General features: G+C 67.3%; 18 protein-coding genes and 1 pseudogene. 13 read left to right on the top strand and 6 right to left on the bottom strand.

The annotated features are described in order from the left end of the window. Positions 1 to 33: 33 nt before the first annotated feature. The 4 genes from IM725_RS09085 to IM725_RS09070 are packed head-to-tail and all read left to right on the top strand — an operon-like array spanning position 34 to position 6,315. Complete coding sequence (locus IM725_RS09085) at positions 34 to 1,263, top strand: TolC family protein (protein WP_193780258.1); 1,230 nt, start codon at positions 34 to 36, stop codon at positions 1,261 to 1,263. After that, positions 1,260 to 2,771 (top strand): efflux RND transporter periplasmic adaptor subunit, encoded by a 1,512-nt coding sequence (locus IM725_RS09080; protein WP_193780257.1) that lies wholly within the window; start codon positions 1,260 to 1,262, stop codon positions 2,769 to 2,771. Before IM725_RS09085 ends, IM725_RS09080 begins: the two co-directional genes overlap by 4 nt. After that, a complete protein-coding gene (locus IM725_RS09075) occupies positions 2,768 to 5,950 on the top strand; it encodes an efflux RND transporter permease subunit (RefSeq protein ID WP_193780256.1) in 3,183 nt (1,060 codons plus the stop codon). The genes IM725_RS09080 and IM725_RS09075 overlap by 4 nt, the downstream gene beginning before the upstream one ends. Positions 5,951 to 5,961: 11 nt before the next feature. Next, positions 5,962 to 6,315: a copper-binding protein gene (locus IM725_RS09070; protein WP_193780255.1), complete on the top strand. Its 354-nt coding sequence runs from the start codon at positions 5,962 to 5,964 to the stop codon at positions 6,313 to 6,315. Positions 6,316 to 6,472: 157 nt separating this feature from the next. On the opposite strand, the gene IM725_RS09065 is transcribed toward IM725_RS09070, so the two are convergent. Further along, positions 6,473 to 7,984, bottom strand: a complete 1,512-nt coding sequence (locus IM725_RS09065; RefSeq protein ID WP_227753701.1) for a multicopper oxidase family protein — start codon at positions 7,982 to 7,984, stop codon at positions 6,473 to 6,475. A gap of 248 nt (positions 7,985 to 8,232) precedes the next feature. Between IM725_RS09065 and IM725_RS09060 the strand changes: the two genes are divergently transcribed. The 3 genes from IM725_RS09060 to IM725_RS09050 all read left to right on the top strand — a co-directional run bounded on the left by IM725_RS09060 (position 8,233) and on the right by IM725_RS09050 (position 9,367). Continuing rightward, the gene (locus tag IM725_RS09060) at positions 8,233 to 8,442 is read left to right on the top strand and encodes an SHOCT domain-containing protein (RefSeq protein ID WP_227753700.1); all 210 of its coding nucleotides are present in this window, start codon (positions 8,233 to 8,235) and stop codon (positions 8,440 to 8,442) included. 86 nt (positions 8,443 to 8,528) lie between these two features. Beyond that, positions 8,529 to 8,981 carry a hypothetical protein gene (locus IM725_RS09055; RefSeq protein WP_193780253.1) on the top strand — a complete coding sequence of 151 codons (453 nt, stop codon included), beginning with the start codon at positions 8,529 to 8,531 and terminating at the stop codon, positions 8,979 to 8,981. Then, positions 8,963 to 9,367, top strand: a complete 405-nt coding sequence (locus IM725_RS09050) for a hypothetical protein (RefSeq protein ID WP_193780252.1) — start codon at positions 8,963 to 8,965, stop codon at positions 9,365 to 9,367. Before IM725_RS09055 ends, IM725_RS09050 begins: the two co-directional genes overlap by 19 nt. A 106-nt stretch (positions 9,368 to 9,473) precedes the next feature. On the opposite strand, the gene IM725_RS09045 is transcribed toward IM725_RS09050, so the two are convergent. From IM725_RS09045 to IM725_RS09030, 4 genes are all read right to left on the bottom strand, one after another. Further along, positions 9,474 to 11,774 carry a copper-transporting P-type ATPase gene (locus IM725_RS09045; protein WP_265334999.1) on the bottom strand — a complete coding sequence of 767 codons (2,301 nt, stop codon included), beginning with the start codon at positions 11,772 to 11,774 and terminating at the stop codon, positions 9,474 to 9,476. A gap of 181 nt (positions 11,775 to 11,955) precedes the next feature. Then, positions 11,956 to 12,243, bottom strand: coding sequence for a hypothetical protein (locus IM725_RS09040; RefSeq protein WP_193780251.1), 288 nt, complete (start codon positions 12,241 to 12,243; stop codon positions 11,956 to 11,958). After that, entirely contained in the window at positions 12,218 to 12,883 is a 666-nt protein-coding gene (locus IM725_RS09035) for a methyltransferase family protein (protein WP_193780250.1), read from the bottom strand. The genes IM725_RS09040 and IM725_RS09035 overlap by 26 nt, the downstream gene beginning before the upstream one ends. After that, the gene (locus IM725_RS09030; protein WP_193780249.1) at positions 12,864 to 13,124 is read right to left on the bottom strand and encodes a DUF2933 domain-containing protein; all 261 of its coding nucleotides are present in this window, start codon (positions 13,122 to 13,124) and stop codon (positions 12,864 to 12,866) included. The genes IM725_RS09035 and IM725_RS09030 overlap by 20 nt, the downstream gene beginning before the upstream one ends. Positions 13,125 to 13,636: 512 nt before the next feature. Between IM725_RS09030 and IM725_RS20800 the strand changes: the two are divergent. Then, positions 13,637 to 14,101, top strand: a pseudogene (locus IM725_RS20800) (CopD family protein); the annotation flags it as partial. Continuing rightward, positions 14,092 to 14,418: a DUF305 domain-containing protein gene (locus tag IM725_RS09020; RefSeq protein ID WP_193780271.1), complete on the top strand. Its 327-nt coding sequence runs from the start codon at positions 14,092 to 14,094 to the stop codon at positions 14,416 to 14,418. The pseudogene IM725_RS20800 and the gene IM725_RS09020, both read left to right, overlap by 10 nt. A gap of 90 nt (positions 14,419 to 14,508) precedes the next feature. On the opposite strand, the gene cadR is transcribed toward IM725_RS09020, so the two are convergent. Beyond that, entirely contained in the window at positions 14,509 to 15,015 is a 507-nt protein-coding gene (cadR, locus tag IM725_RS09015) for a Cd(II)/Pb(II)-responsive transcriptional regulator (protein WP_193780248.1), read from the bottom strand. Positions 15,016 to 15,058: 43 nt separating this feature from the next. Between cadR and IM725_RS09010 the strand changes: the two genes are divergently transcribed. The 4 genes from IM725_RS09010 to IM725_RS08995 all read left to right on the top strand — a co-directional run bounded on the left by IM725_RS09010 (position 15,059) and on the right by IM725_RS08995 (position 19,033). Further along, complete coding sequence (locus IM725_RS09010) at positions 15,059 to 17,476, top strand: heavy metal translocating P-type ATPase (RefSeq protein WP_265334998.1); 2,418 nt, start codon at positions 15,059 to 15,061, stop codon at positions 17,474 to 17,476. Positions 17,477 to 17,635: 159 nt separating this feature from the next. Further along, entirely contained in the window at positions 17,636 to 17,965 is a 330-nt protein-coding gene (locus IM725_RS09005) for a hypothetical protein (protein WP_193780247.1), read from the top strand. 55 nt (positions 17,966 to 18,020) lie between these two features. After that, the gene (locus tag IM725_RS09000; RefSeq protein ID WP_193780246.1) at positions 18,021 to 18,656 is read left to right on the top strand and encodes an SIS domain-containing protein; all 636 of its coding nucleotides are present in this window, start codon (positions 18,021 to 18,023) and stop codon (positions 18,654 to 18,656) included. 20 nt (positions 18,657 to 18,676) lie between these two features. Continuing rightward, positions 18,677 to 19,033: a hypothetical protein gene (locus IM725_RS08995; protein ID WP_193780245.1), complete on the top strand. Its 357-nt coding sequence runs from the start codon at positions 18,677 to 18,679 to the stop codon at positions 19,031 to 19,033. Positions 19,034 to 19,066 lie beyond the last annotated feature (33 nt).

Below are 19,066 nucleotides of genomic sequence, written 5' to 3'. Positions count from 1 at the left end.
GCCGACACCCGCTTCGTTGTCTTCGGAGAGTCCATGTTCTCGCGTTTCATTCCATTGGCCGCCCTCGTGGCGGCCCTGCTTCCGGCCCTCGGTAGGGCCGCGCCTCTTTCCCTCGACCAGGCGCTGGAACTCGCGTCGCAGCGCTCGCAACTCGCACGTGCTGCCCGCGCGGGCGCACTGGGTGCCTCCCAGGCGGCGCGGGCGGCGGGACAGTTGCCCGATCCGGTGCTGAGCGTCGGCATCGAGAACTTGCCGGTCACGGGTCCGGACCGGCTCAGCACGACCGCGGAGTCGATGACCATGAAGCGGGTGGGCGTAAGCCAGGAGTGGGTGTCTTCCGAAAAACGCGCATTGCGGCAGGCTGCAGCGCAGGCGCAGGTCGGCCGCGAAGAGGCGGCGGAGCGCGTCGCGTTGGCCGATGCTCGCCTTCAGGCGGCAGGCGCTTTTCTGGACGCGTACTACGCCGGCGAAACCCTGAAACTCACCACGCTCACGGAGCACCATTTGCACGAAGAAGCGGAGGCGGCGAAAGCGCGGCTCGCATCGTCGTCCGGCGGCAGCCAGGAGGTGCTGGCACTGACTGCAGCGCGCGGTGTCGCAGAAGACGAGTCTGCGGACGCGCAGCAAGTACAGGCCGCAGCGATGGTGGCGCTGCAGCGATGGGTGGGCGAGCGGCCGGATGGCCTGGCCGCGCCATCATTGCCCGGCGTGCCGGGAGAGAAAGCCTATGTGGCGGCGCATCCCGCAGTCATTCAAGCGCAGCGCGAGGTCGAGGCGGCCCGGGCCGAAGCGTCCGCAACCGCAGCGAATCGCAATCCGAACTGGACCTGGGGAGCCTCCTACGGCCAGCGTACCGGCTTCTCGGACCTCGTCTCGATCGGTGTCAACATCCCGCTGCCGGTCTCGCCAAGCGAACGGCAGGATCGCGAAACAGCGGCAAAGCTGGCGCTCGTCGAAAAGGCGGCGGCTTCGCTCGAAGAGGCCCTGCGCATGGCATCCGCCGAATACCAGGGGCTCGCCAGTGACGCGCAGCGCCTCGCGAATCGCGTGAAGCGTTACCGCACCGGCGTGGTGATCCCTGCGCAGCAACGGACCGAGGCGGCCCTGGCCGGCTACCGGTCCAACCAGGTGCCGCTCATGACGCTGTTCGAGGCGCGCCACGCCGAAGTCGAAACGCGGCGCAAGCTTCTCACACTCGAGCGCGATCTTGCAAAGGTGCAGGCGCAACTCGCATTCAAGACCGTTCCCGGAGGCGCCCCATGAAAAGCACCCACATAACTGCAGCCGTACTCGTTGGCGCGGGCCTGGCGGCCGCGGGATTCCTGGCGGGCAAGTACACCGGGGCACCGGCAGAGAAGGTGGCCAGTGTGCCGGCGAGCGGCCCGACGAGCGAGCGCAAGGTCCTGTACTGGCACGACCCCATGGTGCCGGGCCCACGGTTCGACAAGCCCGGCAAGTCACCGTTCATGGACATGCAGCTCGTGCCGGTGTACGCCGACGAGCAGAACGACACTGGCGTGAAGGTCAGTGCCGGAGTGCAGCAGAACCTGGGCATCCGCACGGCCAAGGTCATCCGCACCCAATTGGCAAGTTCGTTCGACGCCGTAGGCACGGTGCAGTTCGATGAGCGCCTGACGGAGGCGGTACAGACGCGGGTGAACGGGTACGTGGAGCGCCTGCTGGTTCGAGCGACCATGGAATACGTCCGCCGAGGTCAACCGCTGGCCGTCATCTATGCACCCGACTGGCTGGGGCCGCAGAACGAATATCTGGCCTTGAAGCGCGCCGGCGTGCCCCAGGACCTCGTGGATGCAGCGCGGGACCGGATGCGCGCGATGTCCATTCCAGATGCGTTGATCCGCCAGAGCGAACAGGTCGGCGCCGCGCAGGCGCGATTCAGCGTGCCTGCTCCCGTCAGCGGTGTGGTCGCGGAGCTCGGTGTGCGCGAGGGCGTGGCAGTCACGTCGGGCATGACACTCTTTCGCATTGCAGGCCTGGAACGGGTCTGGGCCGTGGCCGAAGTGCCGGAGGTGCAGGCCGTGCGCCTGCGGCGTGGCCAGAAAGTGAAAGCCGCGTTGCAGGCCGACGCCTCCCAGACGTTCGACGGCGAGCTGCAGGAAATCCTGCCGCAGGTCAGTGCGAACACGCGGACAGTGCAGGCGCGATTCGAAGTTGCCAACAGGGCTGGCCGGCTCACGCCGGGGATGTTGCTGCGGCTGCAGGTGGCGGGGCCCGTCACCTCGCGCTTGGTGGTGCCGGCGGAAGCGGTCATCCGGACCGGGACGCGCGCCGTGGCCATCGTGCGCAAGGAAAACGGAAGTTTCGAGCCGCGCGACATCGCTCTCGGCGCGGACCTGGGCGACCAGCTCGAGGTGGTGCAGGGTCTCGGCGAGGGAGACCAGGTGGTGGCGAGCGGGCAGTTCCTCGTGGACTCCGAGGCGAGGCTGAAATCCGTGCTGGGCGGCATGGCTGCCGCAGGACAGGCCTCAGGGCCGGCAAGCAGTGCCGGCCCTGAGGCAAAGGCACCACCCGCAGCCGGCATCTTTGCCGCGCAGGGAAAGGTGGAGAGCGTCGATCCGGATGGCATCACGATCTCGCATGGGCCCGTGCCGGAACTCAAGTGGCCCGGCATGACCATGGGCTTCAGCAAGCCGACACCGAATGCCTTCCCCGGCGTGAAGGCTGGCGACATGGTGAGTTTCCAGTTCAAGCAAGGCGGCCCGATGGGATACGAGCTGGTCGCGGTGCAGCCCGCAGGAGCGGGCAAGTGATTGGCGCCCTCATCCGCTGGTCCATCCGCAACCGCTTCCTGGTGCTGATCGCGACGGGGTTCCTCGTGGTGGCAGGCCTCTGGTCGACGCAAAGGATGTCGCTCGACGCACTGCCCGACCTGTCCGATACACAGGTGATCGTGCGCACGCCTTACCCGGGCAAGGCGCCGCAGGTGGTGGAGGATCTCGTCACTTACCCGCTGACCACCACGATGCTCAGTGTCCCGGGCGCGAAGGTCGTGCGCGGGTATTCGTTCTTCGGTGACTCGTTCGTGTACGTGCTGTTCGATGACAAGACCGACCCGTATTGGGCCAGGTCACGTGTCGTGGAGTACCTGAACCAGGTGCAAAGCCGTCTGCCGCCGGGAGCGAACGCTTCGCTGGGCCCCGACGCGACCGGGGTCGGCTGGATCTACGAATACGCGTTGGTCGATCGCTCGGGCAGAAACGACATCTCCCAGCTGCGGGCGCTGAACGACTGGTTCCTGAAGTTCGAGTTGAAGACGGTCCCGGACGTCGCCGAGGTGGCCAGCATCGGCGGCATGGTGCGCCAGTACCAGGTGGTGCTGGATCCGGACCGCATGCGCACCCTCGGCGTGACGCAGCGGATGGTCACCGAGGCGCTGCAGAGGGCCAACCAGGCCTCCGGTGGTTCGGTCGTGGAGCTCGCAGAGGCCGAATACATGGTTCGCTCCCGAGGATTCCTGCAGTCGCTGGAGGACTTCCGCACGATTCCGATCAGCTTGTCGGGCGCAACCCCCGTTCTCCTGCGAGACGTCGCTTTCGTCCAGGTCGGTCCCGAAATGCGGCGCGGCATCGCGGAACTCGATGGGCAGGGCGAGGTCACGGGCGGCGTCGTGGTGATGCGCTCCGGCAAGAACGCGCGCACCACCATCGCGGCGGTCAAGGCCAAACTCGCTTCGCTCAAGGGCAGCCTTCCACCCGGAGTCGAAGTGGTGCCGACCTATGACCGATCGCTGCTCATCGACCGGGCCGTCGAAAACCTGAGCCACAAGCTCGTCGAGGAGTTCATCGTGGTGGCGCTCGTGTGCGCCGTGTTCCTCTTCCACCTGCGCTCCGCGTTCGTGGCAGTGGTGACTTTGCCGGTCGGCGTACTGGCTGCCTTCATCGTCATGCAGTGGCAGGGCGTCAGCGCGAATATCCTGTCCCTGGGAGGGATCGCCATCGCGCTTGGCGCGATGGTCGATGCCAGCATCGTCCTGATCGAGAACGCGCACAAGCACCTGGAGGCCTTCGAACATCGAACCGGCCGCGGGCCCGATTTGGCCGAACGGTGGGAGCTGGTCACCGACGCCTCCATCGAGGTAGGGCCTGCGCTGTTCTTCTCGCTGCTGGTCATCACTCTGTCCTTCGTGCCGGTGTTCACGCTCGAGGCGCAAGAGGGCAGGTTGTTTTCGCCGCTGGCATTCACGAAGACGTATGCGATGGCGGCAGCGGCGGGTCTTTCGGTCACGCTGGTTCCGGTCCTCATGGGATACCTGGTGCGCGGGCGCATCCCGCAGGAGGCCTCCAATCCGCTCAATCGGTTCCTGATGACGATCTACCGGCCGGCGCTGGACGCCGTACTGGGATTCCCGAAGGTGACGCTCGCGGTCGCCGGATTGCTGCTCGCCCTGACGGCCATCCCGGTGATGCGCCTTGGCGGCGAATTCCTGCCGCCGCTGGACGAGGGGGATTTGCTGTACATGCCATCGGCGCTGCCGGGCCTCTCGGCCTCGAAGGCTTCGGAGTTGTTGCAGCAGACCGACCGCCTGATCAAGACTGTTCCGGAGGTGGACCGGGTATTCGGCAAGGCGGGACGCGCTGACACCGCAACGGATCCGGCTCCACTGGAGATGTTCGAGACGACCATCCAGTTCAAGCCGCGGGAGCAGTGGCGCCCGGGCATGACCCCGGACAAGCTCGTGGAGGAACTGGACCGGGTGGTGAAGGTGCCAGGCCTCTCCAACGTCTGGGTGCCTCCCATCCGCAACCGCATCGACATGCTGGCGACCGGGATCAAGAGTCCGGTGGGCGTCAAGATTGCCGGCGCGGACCTCGCCACCATCGATCGCCTGACCGGCCAGGTGGAGGCCGCCGTGAAGAGCGTACCGGGCGTTTCATCCGCGCTGGCGGAGCGGCTCACCGGCGGGCGGTATATCGACGTGGATGTGGACCGTGCCGCGGCGGCTCGGTACGGCCTCTCCGTGGCGGACGTGCAGAGCATCGTATCGACCGCGATCGGCGGGGACAACGTCGGTGAAGTGATTCAAGGGCGCGAGCGGTTTCCGATCAACGTGCGCTACCCGCGCGAGGTCCGCGACTCGCTGCAACGGTTGCGAGAGCTGCCATTCGTGACGGACAGAGGTGCGCAACTGTTGCTGCAGGACGTGGCGCGAGTCGGCGTCCAGGAGGGCCCGCCGATGCTGCGCAGCGAGAACGCACGGCTGTCCGGCTGGGTGTACGTGGACGTGCGGGGCAGGGACCTGCGCTCGGTGGTCACCGACATGCAGGCAGCGGTGGCCAGACAGGTTGCTCTCCCTGCGGGCTACTCGGTGTCCTGGTCCGGGCAATTCGAATACCTGGAGCGCGCGACCCAGCGCCTGAAGGTGGTCGTGCCTGCAACGCTCGCGGTGATCTTCGTGCTTCTCTACCTTCTGTTCCGATCGTTCAAGGATGCTGCCCTGGTGATGGCTGCCGTGCCGTTCTCGCTGGTGGGCGGCTTCTGGCTCGTGTGGGCGCTCGGACACAACATCTCGGTGGCCACGGCCGTCGGCTTCATCGCGCTCGCGGGCGTTGCGGCGGAATTCGGCATCGTGATGCTGGTGTATCTGAAGAACGCCTACTCCAGGCGGCTTGCCGCGGGTGAACCCGAGAACGACGAGACGTTGCTGGCCGCCATCCGCGAAGGCGCGGTGCTGCGCGTGCGCCCGAAGGCGATGACCGTGGCTGTCGTCATGGGCGGCCTGCTTCCCATCCTCGTGGGAAGCGGCACCGGCTCCGAGGTCATGACGCGCATCGCCGCGCCCATGGTGGGCGGCATGGTCACAGCTCCCTTGCTGAGCATGCTCGTCATTCCGGCCGCGTGGTACTTGCTGCGGCGTGCGCGTCGCGGCGCGCTGGTCGCCCGGGCCCCGCGCCCTGCTGCTCTTCTCCATCCTTCCAATCCTCAGACCTAAGGAATTTTTCGATGAAAGTCATTCGCACCTTGTCCGTCACTACTCTGGCACTGTCCTGCATCGCGGGCGGTGTTCACGCGCAAGGCATGTCGTTGTCCCCATCGGCCAAATCAGCATCTACCAAGGCTGTCGCATCCACCTTGCCGCTCGTTAACGCAGAGGTGAGAAAGGTGGATGAAAAAAAGGGACTGATCGTGCTGAAGCACGAGGACATCCCGAATATCGCGATGCCCGCGATGACCATGGGCTTCGACATTGCCGACAAGAAGATGCTGAACGGCGTGAAGGCGGGCGACAAGGTGAAATTCCAGGCAGCGATAGTGGGCGGCAAGGCCACGGTCACCGAGCTGGAGCGGGCGCGCTGAACGGAGCCGTCAGCTCCCTGCCGGCGGCCACTCCGACGCGCGAGGAGATGGGTGGCCCGCGCGAACACCGGAGGCAAAGCAGCGCGGCAGGTCCGGGCGCACGGCCGGTGTCAGAGCTGCAGACCAGTGAAGCCCAGTGACCAGAGGGCATAGGCGTTCAGGCCGTCCCGAACTGACCCATCATTCCGTTGTCCTCGTGCTCGAGGATGTGGCAGTGATACATGAAGGGCGCCTTTGCGGCTTCTTGCGTGAACTGCATCAGCAGTTCCACGGGCTCGCCCACCATCACCGTATCGCGCAGCCCCTGGTCGCGCAGCATCGGCGCCGCGCCGCCGCGACTGAGCACGCGGAAGTGCGTACCGTGGATGTGGAAGGGGTGCGCCATCATGTCGCCCGAGACCTCCCACACCTCCGTGTCCCCCAGCCGCACCCGCTCGTCGACGCGGCGCATGTCGAAAGCGCGGCCGTTGATGCCGAACGTGCCGGTGCTGCCGCCCGGGCCGGCACCGCGCATCATGCGGCCCATGCCCATCATCGCGCCCATGGGCATGTCGAGGTTGAAGCGCCTGCGCCGCGTCGCGCGCGAAGGATCGGGCGCCGCGTGCGCGACGAGTCGCGTGGGCAACGCAACCGAATTCTCGGACGGTCCAATGGGTTCAAAAGCCAGGACCGGCTCGCGCCCGACGCCGTCCGGGCGCAGGCGGCTCATCGGACCCCCCATCATCATCGGTGCGTTGGGGTCGGGCGCCGTCACCAGCGTGGCCCGGCGCGCATCCGAGAAGTCCACCAGCACCTCCGCGCGTTCGCCGGGCGCGAGTGACAGCGACCCCATGGCAACTGGCGCTGCGAGCAAGCCTGCTTCCGACGCGATCCAGTGCATCGGCCGACCATCGTCGAAGGCGAGCGCGTAAGTGCGCGCATTCGAGCCATTCACGAAGCGCAGCCGTACCAGCCGCGCGGGGACACGCGCTTGCGCATCGGGCGTTCCATTCACCAGCAGGGTGTTCCCGCGTCGCCCGTGCATCAAGGTCATCATGCCGTTCGGCAGGAGCATCCGTCCGTTCTCGAACCACCGGTCCTGGATGACGAGGGGCAGGTCGTCGATCCCGTACTCGGAAGGCAGGTTCAGCCGCGCCTCCTGGTCGTCGGCCACGATCAGAACGCCCGCGAGGCCGGCGTACACCTGTTCGGCGGTTCGGCCGTGCACGTGCGAGTGGTAGAAGAGCGTGGCTGCCGGTTGCCGGACCGGCAACACCGGACGCCAGCTCGCACCCGGGGCGATGTTCTGGTGCGGTCCGCCATCGAGGTGCCCGGGCACGAGCAGGCCGTGCCAATGCACCGTCGTGTCCTCGCCCAGCGCGTTCGTGATGGCCACCTGCACGTCGTCGCCGCGGTGCACGCGCAGCGTCGGTCCGAGATAGCTGCCGTTGTAGCCCATGGTCGCGCTACGCGCACCTCGGAAGAACTCGGTCTGGCCGCGTTGCACCTGCAGGGCCAAGGCGTTCCCCTGCCTGCGGGCATCCATCAATGGGGGAACCTGGAGGGGGCGGAGCGGCTCGTCGCGTGGCGAGGCCAGCAGCCCGGTTCGCCACAGACCGGCTCCAATGAGCGCGGCGGCACCGGTCGCGCCCATGATGAACCTGCGCCGGGTGCTCGACATTGCCGTCATGGTGCTCCTTGGGCTTGGTGGAAAGCGGGAGTGTGAAAATCAGCGCGACGGTGGCGTGCAAGCCGCCTGTCCCGGCATGTTGGGGACGAATGCGTGTTCGCAAGTCGAATTGCACATGGCCAGGTCACCGCGCCCTTGATCTGTCTCAACCGGAACCCTGTTCGCTTGAACCTTCGAGCGGATGCTCCTCAAAATGTTCACTACGGACCGAAGAACTGTCGCAAGGAGAAATTGCAATGTGGGGAAACATGATGGGTTGGGGAGGCGGCGGGTTCGGGCTTGGCCACCTGCTGTGGTGGGCGCTGGTGATCATTGGCGTCGTGCTGCTCGTGCGTTCACTGTCGGGCGTCGGCCGGCGCGACGATGGCAGCCGGGCGCTGCGCATCCTCGAGGAGCGATATGCGCGCGGCGAGATCGACAAGGCGGAGTTCGAGACCCGCAAGCGCGACCTCTCCTGAGGGCTGCATTCTCCGTCCGCTGATACAGGTCAAGTGCGCTCCGCTACGCGGACCTATCCTGACCGGGCGACATCAGGAGTGCAGTCATGAAGCTCAGGGCGTTCATCAGTGGCTTGGCCGCGTTCGCAGGGCTGGTCATCATCTATTTCGCAGTCGTGGGGCTGCTGTCGGGCGCGGCCTATGCGCGCGAGCAGTTCGCCACCTTCGGCGTCTACCTGGTCAGCCTCGCGGCGGGCTTCGGCGTTCAGGTGGGGCTCTACACATACCTGCGGCAGTTGGTCGCTTCGGCCGATGCATCGAAGCGCGTTCTCGCCGTTTCCGGCACGAGCTCCACGGCGGCAATGATCTCCTGCTGTGCCCACTACCTCGTGAACATCCTGCCGGTGCTCGGCGCCACTGGCCTGGTGACCCTGGCAGCCCAGTACCAGGTCCAGTTCTTCTGGGCCGGGCTCGCGTTCAACCTCGCCGGCATCGCCTACATCCTGTCCAAGGTCGTGCCGGCGGCGAAGGAGCATGCAAGATGCGCCGTTCCCGCCTGACTGCCCTCGTTGTCGCCGCCGCGTTTACGGTGGTCGCCGCTGTAGCGGCACCGCTTCCGGCGAGAACCTCCGAAGCACAGATGGTGGGCGTGACCATCACCCCGAAGGACTTGCCGGCAAGCGGCGAGTGGCAGTTCGAGGTGACCATGAACACGCACGTCACGCCGCTGGAGGACGACCTCGCCGCAAGTGCGATGCTCGTCGATGGCCAGGGGCGCACGTATGCGCCACTCGCCTGGCGCGGCGATGGCCCGGGCGCGCACCACCGCAAGGGAGTTCTGGCGTTTGCCCCGATCACTCCGCGTCGTGCCGCCATCGAACTGCGGTCGCAGCGCCGCGGCGAAGCAACGCCGCGCAGCTTCAAGTGGACGCTGCCGGCGCAGTGAACGGCGATTCCGTCCCTGGCCTGGCGCCCGACGCGTATCCCGTGCCTGCGTAGGTCGAGCTCAGGTCGCGCTGATCGCGGAAGCTCTTGCCTGCCCTGGTGAGGAATCAGTCGACATCGACTGTGCGCAGCCGCAGCGCATTCGCGATGACGCTGACCGACGATAGCGCCATGGCTGCGGCCGCGACCACCGGCGAGAGCAGCAACCCGAAGAACGGATAGAGCACGCCCGCCGCGATCGGGATGCCGGCCACGTTGTAGACGAAGCTGAGGAACAGGTTCTGCCGGATGTTGCGCATCGTCGCCTGCGACAGCTTGCGGGCGCGCACGATGCCCAGCAGGTCGCCCTTGAGCAGGGTGACGCCCGAGCTCTCCATCGCCACGTCGGTGCCGGTGCCCATCGCGATGCCGACTTCGGCCGCCGCGAGCGCCGGCGCATCGTTCACACCGTCGCCTGCCATGGCGACCACGCGGCCTTCCTTGCGCAGCCGCTGGACGATGTTGGCCTTGTCCTCGGGGAAGACTTCGGCCACAACCTCGTCGATCCCGAGCTCGCGGCCGACGGCCTGCGCCGTGGTCTTGCCGTCGCCGGTGAGCATCACGATCTTCACGCCGGCTTCCCGCAGCTGCTTCAGCGCATCGGCCGTGGTGGCTTTGATCGGATCGGCGATCGCAACGAAGCCCGCGAGCTGGCCCCCGATCGCCACGAAGATCACCGTGGCCGAGCGAGCGCGCTGCTGCTCCGCCGCAGCATTCAGGGAAGAGACGTCGATGCCTTTCTCGGCCAGATACTTCGCCGCACCACTCGTCAGTTCGACCCCGGCCAGCTTGCCGACCACTCCCTTGCCGACGGGCGAATCGAAATCGGTGACCTCGGTCAGCGGCAGGTTGCGTTCCTTTGCCGCGGCGACGATGGCCATGGCCAGCGGATGCTCGCTGGCACGCTCGACGCTCGCAAGCTTCTGCAGGATCTCATCGGGCGCGAAGCCCTCGGCGGTCTCGATGTGAACCACCTTCGGGCGCCCCTCCGTCAGCGTGCCGGTCTTGTCGACCACAAGCGTGTCCACCTTCTCCATGCGCTCGAGCGCTTCGGCATCCCGGATCAGCACCCCGTGCTGTGCGCCGCGGCCCACCCCCACCATGATCGACATGGGCGTCGCAAGTCCGAGTGCGCACGGACAGGCGATGATCAGCACGGCCACCGACTCGATCAGCGCATACGAGAAGGCCGGCGCCGGCCCCCACACCATCCAGGCCGCGAACGTGGCGATCGCAACGATCACGACGGCCGGAACGAACCAGCCCGCGACCCGGTCGGCCATCCGCTGGATGGGCGCGCGGCTGCGCTGCGCGGCCGCGACCATGTGAACGATCTGCGAGAGCAGCGTGTCGGCGCCGACCTTTTCGGCCCGCATGACGAAGCTGCCAGTCTGGTTGAGAGTGGCCGCCGTCACCTTGGCACCGGCCGCCTTCACCACCGGCATCGGCTCACCGGTGACCATGGACTCGTCGACCGTGCCCTTGCCTTCGGTGACTTCCCCATCGACAGGGACCTTCTCGCCCGGTCGCACGCGCAGCAGTTCGCCGACCTGGATCGAGTCGATCGGTACTGTCTCGTCCGAGCCGTCGGCTTTCACGCGCACCGCGGTCTTCGGTGCGAGATCCAGCAGCGCCTTGATGGCGCCAGAAGTCTTTTCGCGCGCCCGCAACTCCAGCACCTGTCCCAGCAGCACCAGCACGGTGATCACCGCCGCGGCTTCGAAGTACACGGCCACCGCCCCGTCGTGGGTCCGCAGCTCCGAGGGGAACAGCGCCGGGGCGAACGTGCCTACCATGCTGTAGAGCCATGCCGCGCCCGTACCGAGTGCGATCAGGGTGAACATGTTGAGGCTGCGATTCTTCAGCGAGGACCAGCCGCGCACGAAGAAGGGCCCGCCGGCCCAAAGGACGACGGGCGTGCCGAGGAGCATCTGGATCCAGTTGGAGGTCTGCGCGCCCACCAGGTGACCAATGTCGAAAACGTGGCCACCCATCTCCAGCAGGACCACCGGCACGCTCAGCGCCAGCCCGATCCAGAAGCGGCGCGTCATGTCGCGCAGCTCCGGGCTCTCGCCGGAGCCCGAGGTCGCGATCACCGGTTCGAGCGCCATGCCGCAGATCGGACAGTTGCCGGGCCCCATCTGCCGGATCTGGGGATGCATGGGGCAGGTGTATTCGACCTGCTGGTCCGGGGACACGGCGGGTTTCATTGTGGGCGCGGACTGAGGCGCTGCGTGCACGGCCGCTCCTGCGCCGTGCCCATGATGGGCATGCGAGGGCGCGGCTGCGGCCTGCGTTCCTGCAGGCACCAGGTCCATGCCGCAGATGGGACATCGGCCGGGCTCGCTCTGTCGGACCTGCGGGTGCATCGGGCAGGTGTATTCCGCCGCAACGTGCTCTCCGGATGCACTAGCGCCAAGGTGATGGTGCTGGAGGTGCTCGTCCTTCTTGTTCTCCACTTCGGTGACTTCGCGTTGCAAGGTGTTCTCCTTCCGGCGGGATGCTTCTTGTCAAGTGTGCCCCCGCCAGGACTGGCGTGGGCGGGCGCGATCAAGCGTCGAGCAGTCGTATGCCGACCCAGGCCAACAGCACGGCGAGGGAGGCCCAGCACAGCCAGAACAGCGCCTGCTCCCACACGGCCACGCTGCCGTTGCGCTCTTCCAGCCGGTTCTTCAGCGTCATCCCCACGGCGTGCACGACGATGCCGACCAAAACGATTGGCATCGCGAGGGGACGGAGCGCGTCGGGTGCGAGCAGCGCGAGGCCGGCACCGAGCGCCCCAGCGCCCAGGCCGGCCGCGAACTCGGCAGCCTTACCCGCCGGCGACCGGTTGATCATGCCCTGGGCCCCCGGCGTTCGGAATGAAGCGGGGCGTGCGTGCCGCGTACGCGCGCCAGGAGTCTCCGAAGAGGCGTTCGGAATCCCGCTCTTCGGCCATCGCCAGGCGGACGTACATCAGGACAAGAACGGGAAACATCGCAAGTGTCAGCAGCGTGGGCCACTGCAGCAGGAAGCCAAACATGATGGAAACGAAACCGATGTACTGGGGATGGCGGACCCACGCATACGGTCCCGTGGTCGCGACTTCATGCCGCCGTTGCGCGTGGTACAGGACGTGCCAGGATTTCGCCAGCAACGTGAAGCCGACGAAGATGAACCCGAAGCTCAGGAGATGCATGAGCCCGAAGTGCGGATTGCCGTGCTGCCCGGTCACCAGCCACCAGAGGTGGCCTGCGTCGTGGCCGAACAGATTCACGTTCGGGAATTTCGGTCCGAGCCATCCGGCGAGCGCGTAGATGGTGAGCGGGAACCCGTACATCTCCGCGAACAGGGCCACGATGAACGCGCTGAACGCGCCGAAGCTGCGCCAGTCCCGCGGGTTCGTCGGCTTGAAGAAGCTGTAGGCGAAGCCGATGAAGACCACCGCGTTGATCGCGGCCAGCCCCCACAGCCCGTAGTCATTGCCCGCGTTGTTCATCACCGATCTCCTTCTGCTGCGAGCTGGCGTTGCCGCCGTGCTGTCCATGGCCGTGGTGCATGAAGACGTGCATCAACGGACAGGCGAGGAACAATACATAGGGCAGAGCCCCCATGACGTGGGCTGTGTGCTCCGTCGCCAGGTAGAAGCCCAGGACCGCGAGTGCCACCAGCAGGCACATGCCTGCCGGCGAGCGCCAGAACGAGGGCGTGGAGGACGCGTCGTGGGGATCATGATCCATGATGGATTCATGATGGACGGCGCGCGCGCATCCGGATTGATGCACGTCAAGCAGCCCCCGGGTGCCGACGAAAGCAACACGGCACGGAGCGAGGGAGGTGATTCGCAGGGCTTGGGCCCAACCGCAGCCGTGCCGAGCTTCCGCTCCGGCGCAACCCAGAGGCAAGCCCTGCTGGGATCAAGGCAAGCAACCAGTTGGAGGAAATCCTGGATACCCACCGATGCTGAATCCGCAGCCGACTGGCGCACTTCGGCCATTTCACCTTCTCGCGGTTGCACGCGTGCGCGCCAGCTCCCGGTACAACGCCTCCGGTGTGGCGCCGATCTCCTGGGCGCCTCGATCCATCGACCGCGCGGAGGCAGTTTGCCGTGCAGAGCACGCCATGCTGCCAAGCGTTCCCGGACCGTCCGCAGCGAAAGGAGCTCTGCGCGAGCGCGCGCCGGCTGGACTTCACCAGCGAGATGGGCTGCCAGATCCGCTAGCCTTGGCTCCGCTGCTCTCGAACCCTTTACGGCAACCGCCTCGCCGCGAAACTGCTGCTGTTCGCACTCATGCTCGGACTCGCCGCGGCGAACCGGTTCTTCTTCAGCCCGCGCCTGGAATCCGCAGTCCTCGAAGGCAATCACGTCCATGACGTGCGAATCCTCCGGCGAAGCCTGCGGGTCGAAGCCTGCCTGGGGTGTCTTGTCCTCGGGCTGGTCGCGTGGCTGGGGATGTTGTCCCCCCAGTCCTGGCTGACATGGCTGGGAGCCTGCGACTCGCGAGACGGGAGGGATCTCCGAGGTCCCCAGCATCACACAAAGACCTTCGGACAAGGCGTTGGGGACTCACACGAGGTCTTCCGTGGCGAAACTCGTCAGCCGAGCTGTCCTACGCCGCACCGGCCGAGGCACCTACCTCGGCCGATCGGACGGGATGGCGCAGCGGCTCGGGTCGACCACGTCTATTCAGCTGGACGCGCGTCTTCATGGCAATGATCATGGGCGGCATCATGACGGGGGTGATGATGCTGTTCATGTGGCGCATGTACCCCAACAAGCGCGTCAATGCCGGTGTGCTGGGCATCGCGGCCCTGCTGTTCTTCGCCGGCCTGGCCCTCGTGCGCACGCAGGCGACGATAGGAGACGTGGCCTACATGCGGGCGATGATCCCTCATCACTCGATCGCGATCATGACCAGCTCACGGGCGAACATCCAGGATCCCCGCGTGCGCAAGCTGGCCGACGGCATCATCGAGAGCCAGAAGAAGGAGATCGCCGGGATGAAGGACCTGATCGCCGATCTCGATCGATAGCGTGCATCGGTGCCGGCAGATTCAACGCATTCGTTGCCTCTGCCGCCCCGCATCTTGCTCCGGGGCGCATCGCCAGGACGTACAGCGTGGCTACGCCGTCTTGCCGGTCTTGCCCGTGCCGCCGACCGAGCTTGCGCGCGGCGGGTGCGAACCCGCGAGATGCTGCGTGCGCCCGGCGCTCCCCGATGCGTGGTCGTGTTCGCGCGCTGCGCGTTCCAGGCCTCCAAGGACGCCGCACTCGGCGGCTGTACGGTCCGTCGCGCACCCGGCGCGCAGCGTGCGCAATTCCTTCTCGAGCGCCTTGAGCTCGCCGATGCGCGCCACCACATGGCCGATGTGTTCGTCCAGCAGCCGGTCCACGGCGCCGCAGTCCTCCTGCGGCGCATCCTTGTATTGCAGGAGCACCCGGACTTCGTCCAGCGTCATGTCCAGGCAACGGCAGTGCCGGATGAATCGCAGGCGTTGCACGTGCTCCTGGTCGTACACCCGGTAATTGCCTTCCGTGCGCGCAGCGGGCGGCAGCAGCCCTTCGCGCTCGTAGTAGCGGATGGTGTCTGCCTGCGTGCCGCTGGCTGCGGCGAGTTGCCCGATCTTCATGCCTGCTTGACCTTGGAGTGGCTTCAAGGTTTTCAATTAGGCCATGGACAAGAAGACCCTGCTGAAGGAAGCGGACTGCTGCGGCTCATCCGCAAGCGCCCCGCAGCCGGCGCGCAAGCCGGCCGTTGCGGCGCGGCGATACCGCATCGCCACCATGGATTGCAGCGTGGAAGAGGCGGAGATCCGGCGAGCGCTCGAACCGGTGCCCGGCATCCGCTCGCTGAACTTCCAGCTGTCCGCCCGTACCTTGGCAATCGATGCGCAGGAGGATGCGTATCCGGCCGCGCTCGCGGCCATCCGCAAGGCCGGGTTCCGCCCGGAACCCCTCACCGGCAAGGCGAGGCCGCACGATCGGCAGTCCCTCGGCGGCGCGCATGAGGCGGCGCCTGCAATGGGCCATGCCCACGCAGGCGGCCACGACGCACACGAAGGACACGACCGCGGGAGCGGGCACGGCGCCAGCTGCTGCGTGGGCCACGAGCACGCGACCCATGCAGCGCACGGCCACGACCACGGCCACGACCACGACCACGACGCGCCACCCTTCGGCACCGAGCTTCGGAAGCTGGGCCTCGCCCTCTTGCTCGCTGTCGGTGCCGAAGTCGCGCACTTCATGGAACCGGCCACGGGCCCGTGGCGGCTGCTGGGCATGGCGCTCGCGCTGGCGGCGATCGCGTTGGCGGGGCTCGACGTCTACCGCAAGGGCATCGCAGCCGTCCTGCGCGGGCGGCTGAACATCAGTGCGCTGATGGCGGTCGCGGTTACCGGTGCCTTCGTCATCGGCCAGTGGCCCGAGGCGGCCATGGTGATGGCGCTCTATGCGATCGCGGAAGTGATCGAGGCGCGCGCCGTCGACCGGGCGCGCAACGCCATCCAGGGGCTGCTCGCGCTGGCGCCGCAGCAGGCGCTGGTGCGCGCGGCCGACGGGTCCTGGAGCGCGTGGCCTGTACGCGAGGTGGACCTGGGCGCGATCGTGCGCATCAAGCCCGGCGAGCGCGTGCCGCTGGACGGCGTCGTCACGCGGGGCACGAGCGCGCTGGACCAGGCTCCGGTGACGGGCGAAAGCATTCCCGTCGACAAGGGGCCGGGCGAGGCGGTGTTCGCCGGCACGATCAACCAGACCCACGAACTCGAGATCCGGGTTACCGCCGCTGCCGACGACACGACGCTCGCGCGCATTATCCACGCCGTGGAGCAGGCGCAGGGCAGCCGCGCGCCCACGCAGCGTTTCGTCGACCGCTTCGCCGCGGTCTACACGCCGGCCGTGTTCTTCTTCGCGCTCGCCGTCGCGGTGGCGGGTCCGCTCGTGTTCGGGCTCGGCTGGCTGAGCGCGGCCTACAAGGCGCTGGTGCTGCTGGTGATCGCCTGCCCCTGCGCGCTCGTGATCTCGACGCCGGTGACCGTGGTCAGCGGCCTGGCCGCGGCCGCGCGCCGCGGCATCCTGATCAAGGGCGGCTCCTTCCTGGAGACGGCGCGCCTCGTGCGGGCCGTCGCGTTCGACAAGACGGGCACGGTGACCGAGGGCAAACCGCGGCTGGTCGCTTGGCGCACCTGGGGCGGCGCCGACGAGGCCCAGGTGCGGCAATTCGCGGCGAGCCTCGCCTCCCGCTCCGACCATCCCGTTTCGTTGGCGATCGCCGACGCCCTCGATGGCGAGCGCCTGCCCGTGGATGCGTTCAGCGCCTTGCCGGGCCGCGGCGCCACCGGGATCGTGCAGGGCCAAGGCTTGCTCCTGGGCAACCACCGCGCCGTGCACGAACGCGAGCTCTGCGGCCCGGAGCTGGAGCAGGAACTGCGCACGCACGAGCAGCTGGGACGATCGGTGACCCTGCTCGCGAACGACCGCCAGGTGCTCGCGATCTTCGCGGTGGCGGACACGATCCGCGACAGCGCGCGCCACGCGGTCGCGGATCTGAAGGCGCTCGGCGTGCAGCCCGTGATGCTCACCGGCGACAACGCGGCCACCGCGCAGGCGATCGCCGCAGAGGCGGGCATCTCCGATGCGCGCGGTGACCTGCTGCCCGAGGCGAAGCTGGAGGCGATCCGCGCCCTGCAGCAGCGCCACGGCCGGGTGGCCATGGCCGGCGACGGCATCAACGACGCGCCCGCGCTCGCCCAGGCCGACGTCGGCTTCGCCATGGGCGGTGCCGGCACGGACGTGGCGATGGAAGCGGCCGACGTCGTGATCATGAACGACGACCTGCGGCGGGTCGGCGAGACCATCCGCCTGTCGCGCCGCACGCACGCCGTGCTGTGGCAGAACATCGCGCTGGCCCTGGGCATCAAGGGTGTGTTCCTGCTGCTGGCTCTCTTCGGCTCCGCGACCATGTGGATGGCGGTGTTCGCCGACATGGGGGCGAGCCTGCTGGTCGTGGCCAACGGGCTGCGGATGCTGCGTGCGCCCGGACCCAGCAGCGCAGTGGCTGGAACGGCTACCATGCAACCTGTTCGCACAAGCTGACGTGAAAGCTGAAGGCCCTGCGTCCCTCGATGAGGACACATGAAGAGTCGTGCCAATCCGCACAGCTGGGCCCGGTATCTGGGCCCGCTTCTTTGCGCCTCAACTTCTGTTGCGGCCTGCGCAGGAGTCCCCCCATGGACGGCTTCGGACGCCGTTGTGATGCTTGTGCCACCCGAGGTCCCGAATCCGACCTTCGACCGAGGCTGCTGGATTCGACTGTCCGATGGGCCGGACTTTTCGGGGCAGTCCTTCGTCGTCGTGGGCCCGGCGGAACTGCGCGCGTTCGACCTGGCGACCATCGCGCGTTTCCGGCGCCGCGTTTCCAGCGCCGAAACTGGCCCCAGGGCAGTTGCGAAGCTGTATTCGCGCGAGAACTTCACGGGGACGGCATTGACCATGGGCTCCTCGGCCAGGCAGGCGCAGGTCGGGCGCGCGTTCGGTGCATCCCACCGGCGCGTGGAAGCGCTGCGCCTGTCCTGCAAGGACTGAATGCCGAGCGTCGCCTGCTGGAACTGGAAGACCGATCACCGCTCAGGACACGATCATGACCACGCCGCCCACTATCCCCGACGCTGACCACGCCGACGCAGCCGGCTGCATCCGGCAGGCGCTTTCGCAGGCACGCCATGCCCTGGACGCGCTGATGGACAACGCAGCGACGCTGGCTGCGATCGAGCGCGCGGGCGACCTGCTGTGCAGCACCTTCTCGTCCGGCGGCCGCGTGTATGCCTGCGGCAATGGCGGCTCCATGAGCGATGCGATGCATTTCGCGGAAGAACTCACGGGCCGCTTCCGTGGCAACCGCGCAGGCCTGCCTGCGCAGGCGATCAGCGACGTCGGGCACCTGAGTTGCGTGGCGAACGACTTCGGATACGACCAGGTCTTTGCCCGATACGTGCTGAGCCACGGCCGGGCGGGAGATTGCCTCCTGGCGATCAGCACCAGCGGCACCAGTCCCAATGTGCTGGCCGCCGCGCGCGCGGCCAAGGATCTCGGGATGCGCGTGATCGCTCTGACCGGGCGCGCAGGGTCGGAACTCGGCGCGCTGGGGGACGTCTCGATCGCCACTCCCGCCGGCGCCTGGGCCGATCGCGCGCAGGAACTGCACATCAAGGTGATCCACATCCTGATCGAGCTCGTGGAGAGAAGGCTGTTCCCGGAGAACTACGGGTCTTCCTGACCCTGGCACAATCCCCCTTCATGCGCCGCTTCGTGTTCCTGCTGATTGCCGTGCTGCTGCTCCAGTTCAACTGGATCGCCGCGGCCTCGGCGTGCACACACGAAACCGGGGCCGGTGCCCGGCACTTCGGGCATCACCAGCATGAGCACAACGCAGCAGATGCGAAGTTCGGCGAATACAAAAAGGCGTCGAACGGCGGCGCGCTCGCCGACGACGACTGCGCCGTCTGCCATATGGGCTGCGGAGCGGCATCGTCGCCTGGGTCGCTGCGACTGAACGTGCTGGCCGCGCATGCGCCCGCGATCGCGTCTGCGCCCATGATCCTGGCAGCCTGGCCGGATCCACCCGACCGGCCCCGCTGGCCCACCGCGTCCTGACTCGGCGCGGCGGCCCCTCTTTCCCATCTTTGA

The sequence above is a fragment of the Ramlibacter aquaticus genome (assembly GCF_015159745.1).
Classification (GTDB): domain Bacteria; phylum Pseudomonadota; class Gammaproteobacteria; order Burkholderiales; family Burkholderiaceae_C; genus Ramlibacter; species Ramlibacter aquaticus.
Note: the sequence above shows the minus strand (reverse complement) of the source record. Positions and strands in the feature narration are given on the sequence as shown.